Source organism: Bacteroidales bacterium (assembly GCA_018334875.1).
Classification (GTDB): domain Bacteria; phylum Bacteroidota; class Bacteroidia; order Bacteroidales; family UBA12077; genus JAGXLC01.
On the sequence record JAGXLC010000116.1, the window covers coordinates 1 to 11,288 of the forward strand.

The window sequence follows — 11,288 nt, forward strand, 5'->3', positions numbered from 1 at the left end:
TTCCCTTACAGCCAGCCCTATAATTCAAGGGAGGTTATCGAATATACGCAGGGTGAAGTGGAAAGACAACTGGTCAACAATGTGGCACCACATCTAAATGGGGCCAATTACATGAGAAACTCGGTTAAGGTGGTGGTAGATGCGTTCAATGGAAATATAGATTATTACATATATGAAGAAGACGACCCCATTGTTCAGGTCTGGGACAAAGTCTTTCCGGGTATGTTTAAAGAAAAAAGCGAAATGCCTGAAGCACTCAGATCCCATGTGCGCTATCCGGTGGATAAGATGCTTGTTCAGGGGCAGGTTTACGCAAAATACCACATGAGTGATCCAAGGGTTTTCTATAACCAGGAAGATTTGTGGTTAAGGGCCACGGAGAAATATCAGGGAACCATCAAACCTGTAGACCCTTATTACATCATGTGGCAGCGCCCGGGTTCCAATAAAGCGGAATTCACACTGATTCAGCCTTTCACACCTAAAAACAGACAGGTTCTGATCGGATGGGTTGCCGGTTTGAGTGACGGTGAAAACTACGGCCGGTTTATGACTTATAAATTTCCTAAAGACAGAAGGATACTCGGTCCACAACAGGTTGAAACCAAAATCGATCAGGATGCTGAACTTTCCAGTCAGCTAAGTCTCTGGGACCAACGTGGATCCAGTGTGATTAGGGGAAATGTGCTGGCCATACCCGTAGGTGAAACCGTGATGTATGTGGAACCCATATACCTGCAGTCGGAAACTGCCGCCTATCCGGAGCTTAGACTTGTTTGTATCATGCATGAGGACAACCTCAGTTATGCTTCTTCTTTTGATGAAGCCCTGGAAGGCATTTTCAGGGGAGAACCGGTGAAAAAGATCACAAAAGCTGCGAAGGAAGAAATAGACGAGAGGGAAGAGAGGGAAGAGACAGAAGAAGAAAAGCAAGAAGAGGTGGACAGAGCTATTACAACCAATCAGCAGTTAATCCAGGATGCTGATGAATACCTGAATTCCTATCTCAGGAATATGGGTGATCAGAACTTTGATCAGGCTTCCCGGTCACTCCAGCAACTAAAAGAAACGCTGAACCAGTTGAAGCAGCAAAGTCAACAGGATACAATGCAATAAGTACGTTGCTTTGAAAGGTCTGAATTACAGAAAGGCCATTCAATCAATAAGCATTTGCAAAAAATAATACAGACATTAAAAAGCTCCCCGCTGTTCGGGGAGCTTTTTAACTTTAAGAGATGATCTTAATTCATCTATCTGACAGAACCATTTTATTTTCTACCCTCAACACTCAGGCTTTGGGTTTTCTTCTTCCTCCCCAAAGTTCTCCCATATCTTCAAGGGTTCTGCCCTTGGTTTCAGGAACGATCTTCCATACAAAAAGGGCGGCCAGGATGCCCATTACACCGTACACCCAATAAGCAAATCCGTGGTTGAATAAATCTGTAAGTACCACATTGTCATTCATCATAGGGAAGGTCCAGGAGACCATCAAGTTTGCAACCCACTGGGCAGCCACTGCAATTGACATGGCCCCGCGAATTGAATTGGGAAAGATCTCCGAGAGCATCACCCAGGTTATCGGGCCCCATGAAATGGCAAAGGCTGCTACATAAATGCCCATAGCAAAGAGCGCTCCCACTCCAAGGTTATTGAAGAAAAAGAAAAAGCCAAGGGCAAACATACTAACCGACATGCCAATGGCCCCGATAATTAACAACGGCTTGCGCCCGAATTTATCAACTGTATAGATTGCCACAACGGTGAAAGCAAGGTTAACAACACCCATAAACAGGGTTTGCAGAAGGGAAACCTCTGTATTGGCACCCATATTCCTGAAGATCTCGGAAGCATAATAAAGCACCACGTTGATCCCCACAAACTGCTGGAATACAGACATCAGTATACCAATGACAAGTACCTTGCCTCCAAAGGAGAGCCAGGGAAGACGCTTTTCCCTCAGCGATTCCCTGATATCGGGCAATGTTCTTTCAGCCCGTTCCAGACCAAGCAGTTTCTTCAGTGTAGTGAACGCCTTATCCTCTTTATCTTTCATCACATGGAACCTTGGAGTTTCAGGCACGGTGAACAGTAAAATGAAAAATAAAGAAGCAGGAACTACCTCAGAGGCAAACATCCAGCGCCATCCTACCGTATTAATCCATTCCGAGGGATTTCCCTTGGCAATGAAATAGTTGACGAAATAAACCACCACCATACCGAAGATGATAGCAAACTGGTTCCACGACACCAAACCTCCCCGCTTTTCAGCAGGTGCAATCTCTGCTATGTACATGGGTGAAATCATGGAGGCGAGGCCTACGCCAATTCCACCAATCACACGATAGGTGATGAATGAAGTAATGGCTGCACCGCCCATGAAATTGAGTTGCTCAGGCAATGCAGATCCAACCGCCGAGAGAAGAAATAATACGGCGGCCATTAACAACCCGTTGCGTCGTCCAACACCCTGACTGACATATCCTCCAATCGATGCTCCAATGATACAACCCAGAAGCGCACTCGATATGGTGAAACCATTGATCGAGTTGGCTATATTCGTGGATATTTCACTTTCGGAGCTGATAAAACGGTAATAAATAACAAGTATTACAGCAATCCATACAAGTACACTATAAAATATAGCTTTCTTATAATGATAAAGCTTAAATAAAAACCTGGATATAAGAATACCAATAATCACAAAGCAGGCAGAGGCCAGTAATTTATATTCGAAAATCACTTTCCCTGCTAACTCAGGATTATCAAAAAGCGGATCGATAAAGAATACTCCCAGAGATTCAACTGCCCCGTTGATCACAGCAGTATCATACCCAAAAAGAAGACCGCCGAGTGTTGCGACCAGTGTGATTAAAAAGGTATATTTCGCTGAACTTCTATTATTAGGCATAAAAAGATTCAGTAAGTATCAAATTAAAATTAACGTATATAATTGTTCAGAAGATTTTCATAATACTCTTGCTTTCCGCTAATCTTTGGTGGCTCACCTTTTTCAACAGCAATCTCCCTGAGATCTTCCAGGCTCAGCTCTTTATTTTCAAACTTTTTCCCCTCACCCGCATCGAAAGAAGCATAACGTTCTCTTCTTAATTTCGGATATTCCGAATCATTCAGAATTTTATCCGCTGCAATCAGTGCCCGGGCAAAGGTATCCATGGCACCGATATGAGCATGAAACAGATCATCCAGATCGGTAGAATTTCTTCTGAGCGCGGCATCAAAATTCGTTCCTCCTCCCTTGAAACCACCGGCTTCCAGAATAACCAACATGGCTTCCGTTACTTCATAAACATTGTTTGGGAACTGATCGGTATCCCAACCGTTTTGATAATCGCCGCGATTGGCATCAATACTGCCAAGCATACCGTCATTGGCAGCTACCTGAAGCTCATGCTGGAACGTATGGAGTGCAAGGGTTGAATGATTGGCTTCAATATTGAGTTTGAAATCATCCATCAGCCCGTACTTTCGTAGAAAACCCAACACTGTGGAAGCATCAAAATCATACTGGGCTTTGGTAGGTTCCATGGGTTTGGGTTCAATGAAAAAATTGCCTTTGAATCCATTTTTTCTGGCATAATCCCGTGCCATTTCCAGCATTCTGGCATAGTGGTCAATTTCTCTTCCCATTTTGGTGTTGAGAAGTGACATATAACCTTCGCGGCCTCCCCAGAAAACATAATTCTCCCCACCGAGTGCGATGGTCGCATCAATGGCTCGTTTTAACTGAGCTCCGGCATGGGAAACCACATGAAAGTCAGGATTTGTTGAAGCTCCATTCATATAACGGGGATGATTGAAAAGATTAGTGGTGCCCCAAAGCAGGCCCATACCTGATTCTTTCTTCTTCTCCCTGGCATAATCCACAATTTTCTGCAGGCGCTTCTCACTCTCCTGAATACTATCAGCGGGATCTACCAGGTCAATATCATGAAAACAAAAATAAGGCACACCCAGTTTGGTCATAAATTCAAACGCTGCATCCATTTTGTCATAAGCCCTTTGCATGGGATCATCGGCTTCTTCCCACGGAAGAGGACGTGTACCCACACCAAAAGGATCACTGCCGTCACCACAGAATGAATGCCAGTAAGCAACAGCAAACTTGAAATGTTCCTTCATGGTCTTGCCGCCAACGACTTTATTTTCATCATAATGTTTAAACGCATAGGGATTAGTCGATTCCGTACCTTCGTACTTTATTTTCCCTATTCCCTTGAAAAATTCCTTATCACCAGTTAAATATTCCATAATGTTTTAGTTTTAAAAATTCATATTTTGATTCGTATTTCCCTGTTATCGTTCAAAAGCGAAAGAAGACCTTTTACCACTACTGCTCCAGGATTTTTTCCAGTGTGCTCCTCCAGTGTTCATATGCACGCTGGTATTCATGAGCCTTCTTAGCATCCGGTTCAATTTCCGATACTTTTTTCAATCCGGAAAAGGCCTCTTCAAAATTCTCATAAAAGCCCGCACCGATAGCGGCACCTCTTGCTGCTCCCTGGGCTCCGTCGGTATTATAAAGCTCAATGGTAGCATTGGATATGGAAGCAAAAATTGTTCTGAATACGGGACTTAAGAACATATTCGCATTACCTGCCCGTATGACAGAAGGTTGTATACCAATTTCCGTCATAATATCCAACCCATATTGAAATGCAAATACAATCCCCTCCTGTGCGGCCCGAAACAGATGTTTCTGATCATGGACATTAAAATTCAGATGGTGAACACTGCTTCCCGGGTTGGCATTATTCAAAACCCTTTCGGCGCCATTACCAAACGGCAAGACCACCAACCCTTCCGATCCAATGGGGGCTTTGGATGCCAGTTCATTCATCTTGTCATAATCATAATTCCCTGCCGCATTTCTTTTGAGCCATGAATTCAGGCTGCCGGTGCCATTGATGCACAACAGAACGCCCAGCCTGGGATCTTCTTTGGTATGGTTCACATGAAGAAAGGTATTTACCCTTGACCGGGGATCATACTTCACTTCATCGCTTACCCCGTAAACTACTCCTGAAGTACCGGCAGTAGCTGCAATTTCACCGGGCTTAAGCACGTTTAAAGAAAGTGCATTATTGGGCTGATCGCCTGCCCTGTAGGAGACGGGAGTCCCTTCAGGAAAGCCAAGTTCCTCTGCCACTTCGGAAGAAACTCCCGGTTCAGAGGAAAAGTTGGGTATCACCTGGGGAAACATTTTTTCATCAAATCCAAAATAATCCAGGAGAAAATCCGCTTTTTCGTTGATTTTGAAATCCCAGAATATGCCTTCTGACAAACCCGAAGGAGTTGTTGTCGTTTCCCCGGTAAGCCTCATGGCAATATAATCGCCCGGCAACAGTATTTTAGAAATTTGGGAAAAGATTTCGGGTTCATGCTCCTTCATCCAACCCAATTTGGAAGCGGTAAAATTACCGGGAGAATTAAGCAAATGCTTCAGGCATTTTTCTTCTCCGATTTCCTTAAAGGCTTTGTTTCCCGTTTCCACGGCGCGACTGTCACACCAAATGATTGAGGGCCGAAGAACTTTTTGCTGAGAATCAATGGGAACAAGACCATGCATCTGATAAGATATTCCAATGGCCTTAACGTCTGAAGGCTTAAACTCAGAACCCCTGAATATTCTAAAAGTAGCTTCTTTCAGATTATCCCACCACATTTCGGGATCCTGTTCTGCCCAGTCACTGAGGGGAGCATCCATCCGCATCTCTTCATCCGGACTTACACCCGAGGCTACACTTGTACCAGTGGAAAGATCAACCAAACTGGCCTTTATAAATGAACTTCCGATATCATAACCTATTGCATACATAACTTAATCCGTATTTCGATGATATAGATATTATAAATTTATCAAATCTAATATATTTTGGATTGAAACATGACAAGAAAGATGACAAATTATCGTATTATTATGCCAAATAAAAATGAATTCCCGATTCCCTTTATCTTTTAAAAACAAAATGTTAGTTTTGAAAGAACCAAATATGTTTTTTCGGGTATCAGGAACTTATGTCAATCTGATTTTTCAAAAAATGCCGCCATTTCTTAAATAACAAAAAATGAAACATTCAGGTAAAATCATCACTGTTGTAACGGCCATATTGCTCATTATAAGCGGATGCAAAGATGTCACCAAACATGAAGAAAAAGGATGGACCATTACAGCCAATCCCGAAACCACCACGCTAACCTTCGAACAAGATGAATTGGGAAAAGTTGCGGATGGAATCCGGCTTACCCTGAAAAAGGGAGAGAAAATCACACCCCTTTCCGCGTGGACGATAGAAGAACAAGAAGGAAAACTGGTCATTCATACGGAAAAACCCCGGAAAACCAGTTGGGAACTCAGTGTAACCGATACATCCATTGATGTAGTGTGCGGACATCCGGATGCACATATTCACGGAACCGCCCCCGCAGGTGAAAAACGAATTCCTGCGCGCATTCAAAGCCAGGACAATGGCATCATGTATACACAGATGGGCTTTGTTTCCGCTACCAACATTTATCATCTTTTCGATATGCCCACTGACATCATGGTTCGTTTCGCCGAAGAGAGTGCATTATCAAGAAACAAAGAAGACAATACCCTGATGGACATACAGGTTCCCGTTTCAGAAGGCAATGAGGTGACCCTGCTCCCTGGTTACTATACCGATAATATCGGACTTTCAGACTATCAGCAGACAGATTTTAAACCCGGCTACAAGCCCATTTCCGATAGATTCGAAACAGCCCCTACCGGCTGGAGCAGCGGGAATTGCTACTATATAGCTCCCGACCAGGAGGATCTGATAGAAGAAACCCATGCCCTTGCCGAAAAATTAAAGCCTTACGGACTGGAATATATCCTTCTTGATGCAGCTTATACCAGAGGGAAAGAGGCTAACTGGCTTAAATGGAATGAAGACATGTATCCCGACGGAGGCAAACACTGGTTTGATCATGTGAAGAAAAAGGGACTTAAACCAGGGCTGTGGCTGAATCCATATGGTGCTAATTATGCCAATCCTTCCATGGCGGATGAATATGCTGACGACTTCTTCCTTCGGGATTCTTCCGGTAATTTATCCAGTACCTGGGGTTCTGCTGATTCCACGGTAGTAAGACTGGACTTTACCCATCCGGATGTAATCGATACACACACCAGGCCTTTGATTGATAAACTGGTTGACGACTGGGGATGCAGCTTTATCAAAGCCGGTGGCGGCGGTACCTGGATGGATTATTACGAGGAAAACAGGGAAAATGCCTTCGACCCAGATATGGACAGCCGCGAAGTATACAGGAGCGTACTGGCCGCAATCAGAGAGGAAATGGACGATGCGAATTATTTTTTGGGAGGTGCCATGCATGAAATCGGCATTGGGTTCGAATATTTGGACGGCTCTGCTACAGGAGGTGACACTTATGCCGACTGGACAGGCGAAGGCCACCGGTCTGAAGGAATGCAGACCTATTTCAATGCTCTGTTCGGTAAAAACTGGCTGAACGGAATTTGCTGGTGGTCGGACCCGGGTAATGTGATGATCAGAGACCCTCTGAATATGGATGAAAGCATAACCATTGTGAGCTCCATATCCCTCTCCGGTCAGACATACATGAGCAGCGATTTCATAGCTGATTTTTCAGAAGAAAGGCTTCAGGATTTTCTCCAGAGCGACTACAACACAGGATGGGCTGCCCAATATCCTGATAAGGTTAAGGCCTTGCCTGAAGAAAAACTGGAGCTCTACAGGAAAACCATGCCCGTCATGCCCATCCGTGCCATGGACCTTTATCCTTTCAAGTCCGATCCTGCCGTCCGTTCCGAACCCAAAGAATTTCCCGGCGCAATAGACCTAAAAGTCAATTCAACAGCGGGCATCTATGATGTAGTAGCCTTATACAACTGGAGCGATAGGCCGATGGAAAAAGTGCTTGACCTAAAGGAAGATCTGGGCCTTAAATCCGAAACCGATTATTTGGTATTTGATTTCTGGAATCAAGAGTTCCTGGGAACATCAAGGGTGATGATAAAAGGAAGGGTGCCGGCCCATGGTACAAAGGCACTGATAGTCAAAGAAACTAGTGAAAAACCTCAGGTTTTGGCCACTTCCAGGCACCTGACCTGCGCGTACAGCATTCAAAAGCTCAAATGGAATGAAGAAGAAATGATGCTTAGCGGCACTTCCAAAACAACGCCAGGGAATCAGCACACTTTATTTATTCATGTGCCGGAAGGATACGAGTTCGACCATACTGAAATAGATTCCGAAAATGCCTCTCATACAATTAAGCCAAATGGAATTCTCGAAGTGGCATTCAGTGGACAGGAAAATTTAACGGATTGGAAAATTATATTCAGATAATCAGAATACGAATTAATAATACAAATGGCTATGAATAAAACAGACTTAACCCGGACATTGATTGTCCTTCTGGGTCTTGCTTTTGCGGGAATATTGACAAGCTGCGACAGACAAAAAGGCTCAGCCGAAATTGCCCAAATGCAATGTGAATACCTGGAGCAACCCAAAGGTATTGATATGGAACACCCCAGGTTTTCATGGGTTATAAACCGTACCGAACGAGGCGTTTCACAATCGGCTTACCGCCTTTTGGTGGCAGATAACCGGGAGGACCTGGAGAATGATGCCGGAAATTTCTGGGATTCCGGCAAGATACAGTCCGGTCAATCTGTAAATATAGAATATAAAGGAAAGCCCTTACAAAGCAGTAAAACTTATTTCTGGAAGGTTCAGGTGTGGTATGGATCAGGGGATTCCAGCGGATGGAGCAATATAAACACCTTCCAGACGGGAATTATACATGAATCCGGGTGGGAAGCAGAATGGACAGAAGCTGTTGACACGTCCATTTCATCTCCCCTTATGCGCAAAAATTTTATCCTGAATGGTAAGGTAGAGGAAGCCCTTGCCCATGTAACGGGATTGGGCTATTATGAATTTTACCTCAACGGAAAAAAGGTAGGCGATCATGTACTTGATCCGGCCCTCACCAATTATGAGCAAAGGGTGCTCTATTCTACCTACGATGTGACAGATCAGCTTAATTCAGGTTCCAATGCTGCCGGCATTATGCTTGGGAACGGTGCACTGAGAATGAAAAAGATTGAAAACCGGTATTCCTGGGGAGGCATAAGCAATGATTTTGGTGCTCCCAAAGCCCTTGTTCAGATAGAAATCACTCTTGCGGATGGCACACAAAAAACCATTGCAACGGATGGAACCTGGAAATCCTCCTCAGGGCCTGTTACCTTCAATCATTTTTATGCAGGAGAAGATTATGATGCCCGTAAAGAAAAGCCGGGCTGGTCGACACCTGACTACGATGCTTCTGAATGGCAAGGTGTACGGACAGTAAGTGGTCCGGGAGGAAAACTCGATGCCCAGTTGATGCCTCCCATAAAAGTGACGGAAACCATCACACCGGTAAAGAAAACAACACCCGAGCCGGATGTTTACCTTTACGATATGGGACAAAATTTCCCGGGATGGTGGCGGTTAAAAGTTAAGGGAAAAGCCGGGGCAAAGGTCCGGATAAGGGGCGCTGAAACACTGAACGATTCCCTGTTCCCAAAACCTCTCAAACCGGAAGACCACATCAGCACCAAACACAACTATCACGCAAACGTCTGGTCTACTTATACACTTAAAGGCGAAGGAACTGAAACCTATGAACCGCGATTCTTTTATACAGGTTTCCGGTATGTTGAAGTAAGCGTGGATGATCCCGATAAATTTGAATCTGTGGACATTGAAGGACGTGTGGTACATTCCAATCTGTCATATAATGGGTCCTTCGCTGCCTCCAACACGCTTTTAAATGATATTCACAAAGCATCCATATGGTCACAAAGAGGTAATTCCCATGGGTATCCCACGGATTGCCCCCAACGCGAAAAAGGAGCTTATACGGGAGACGGACAGGTTATTGCCGAAGCCTCCATGCACGATTTCCATATGGCAGCCTTTTATAACAAATGGCTGAATGATATGCGGGATGCCCAGCAGGATAATGGCCGAATCCCCAACACCGCTCCTGAACTGGTCGGTGGCCACGGAGGAGGAATTGCCTGGGGCAGCGCATACATCTTGCTGCCCTGGTGGATGTACCATTATTATGACGACACACGGATACTGGAACAACATTACCCTTACATGAAACAATACATCCGCTATCTTTATAATCTGGCACGTTCGGATGCCAACCCGGAAGAAAAACTGATCATCAATGATTTTGGCGGATACTGGGATTCACTGGGTGAATGGTGCGCCCCTGGCCAGTCAGACGGACCAAACCATCCGGTTGTCAACACGGCTTATTATTTCAAAGATGTACAACTGTTCTCACAAATAGCCAAAGTACTCGGGAAAAAAGAAGACGTTCAGCGGTACAGCGAACTGTCCGATTCCATTGCAGAGGCCTACAATCAAAAATTCTTTAATCCCAATACCCACCTTTACGGCACCGACTCAACGTACCAGACTTATCAGATGCTGGCGTTATCGTTCGATCTGGTACCGGAAAATCACAGGGATGAAGTACTGCAAACAGTAATTGACGATATCCGGGAAAACAGAAACGGACATCTGAATACCGGTATCATTGGCACCAAATACCTGTGGCCGGTGCTTGTAAAATCCGGTCATGGCGACCTTGCCTACAACGTAGCCACCCAAACCACCTACCCAAGCTATGGTTACTGGCTGGAAAACGGTGCCACCACCCTTTGGGAAAAATGGTCGGGAGAAGCATCACACAACCACCAGATGTTCGGTTCCGTGGATGAATTCTTCTTTAAATACCTTGCAGGGCTGAGAGCACCAACAGATAAGGGAACTACCCGTGGATACAAACACATCCAAATCAAACCCTTTGTACCGGATGATCTATCATCGGTGGAGGCATCCCTGGAAACCGTCAGCGGAAAGGTGGAAGCAGGCTGGGAAAACCGGGATAATTCGTTTAGGCTACAGGTTACCCTTCCGGCCAACACAACAGGTGAAATATGTATACCCCTGCTTAAGGGTGAAGCAATAGAAATTAGTGAAGGAGCTGAAACCATTTGGAAAGCCGGAACACCATCAGGAGAAATACCCGGTATCAAAGATGCGAAAAAGGAAGAGGACTACATCTCTTTTTCAGTAGAATCAGGAACGTATCAGTTTACCATGAAAGAAACCCAAAACCACTGATCCGAAAACCTTAAATACCAACTTTGTTAAACCAAAATTTACTGAGTTAAGTCCGCTATG

The 11,288-nt window shown here is 44.7% G+C and carries 6 protein-coding genes; 3 read left to right on the forward strand and 3 right to left on the reverse strand.

Annotated elements, in window-relative coordinates; genetic code table 11:
- Positions 1–1,116: UPF0182 family protein (locus KGY70_10655; protein ID MBS3775640.1), on the forward strand; the 1,116-nt coding region annotated here is incomplete at its 5' end.
- Between the two features lie 172 nt (positions 1,117–1,288).
- Here KGY70_10655 and xylE read toward each other — a convergent pair.
- From xylE to KGY70_10670, 3 genes are all read right to left on the reverse strand, one after another.
- Entirely contained in the window at positions 1,289–2,908 is a 1,620-nt protein-coding gene (xylE, locus tag KGY70_10660) for a D-xylose transporter XylE (GenBank protein ID MBS3775641.1), read from the reverse strand.
- Between the two features lie 29 nt (positions 2,909–2,937).
- Positions 2,938–4,269 (reverse strand): xylose isomerase, encoded by a 1,332-nt coding sequence (gene xylA, locus KGY70_10665; protein MBS3775642.1) that lies wholly within the window; start codon positions 4,267–4,269, stop codon positions 2,938–2,940.
- A gap of 79 nt (positions 4,270–4,348) precedes the next feature.
- A complete protein-coding gene (locus KGY70_10670) occupies positions 4,349–5,836 on the reverse strand; it encodes a carbohydrate kinase (GenBank protein ID MBS3775643.1) in 1,488 nt (495 codons plus the stop codon).
- Between the two features lie 250 nt (positions 5,837–6,086).
- Between KGY70_10670 and KGY70_10675 the strand changes: the two genes are divergently transcribed.
- Both KGY70_10675 and KGY70_10680 read left to right on the forward strand, forming a co-directional pair.
- Positions 6,087–8,378, forward strand: a complete 2,292-nt coding sequence (locus KGY70_10675) for an alpha-galactosidase (GenBank protein ID MBS3775644.1) — start codon at positions 6,087–6,089, stop codon at positions 8,376–8,378.
- 30 nt (positions 8,379–8,408) lie between these two features.
- A complete protein-coding gene (locus tag KGY70_10680; protein ID MBS3775645.1) occupies positions 8,409–11,228 on the forward strand; it encodes a family 78 glycoside hydrolase catalytic domain in 2,820 nt (939 codons plus the stop codon).
- Positions 11,229–11,288: the final 60 nt, after the last annotated feature.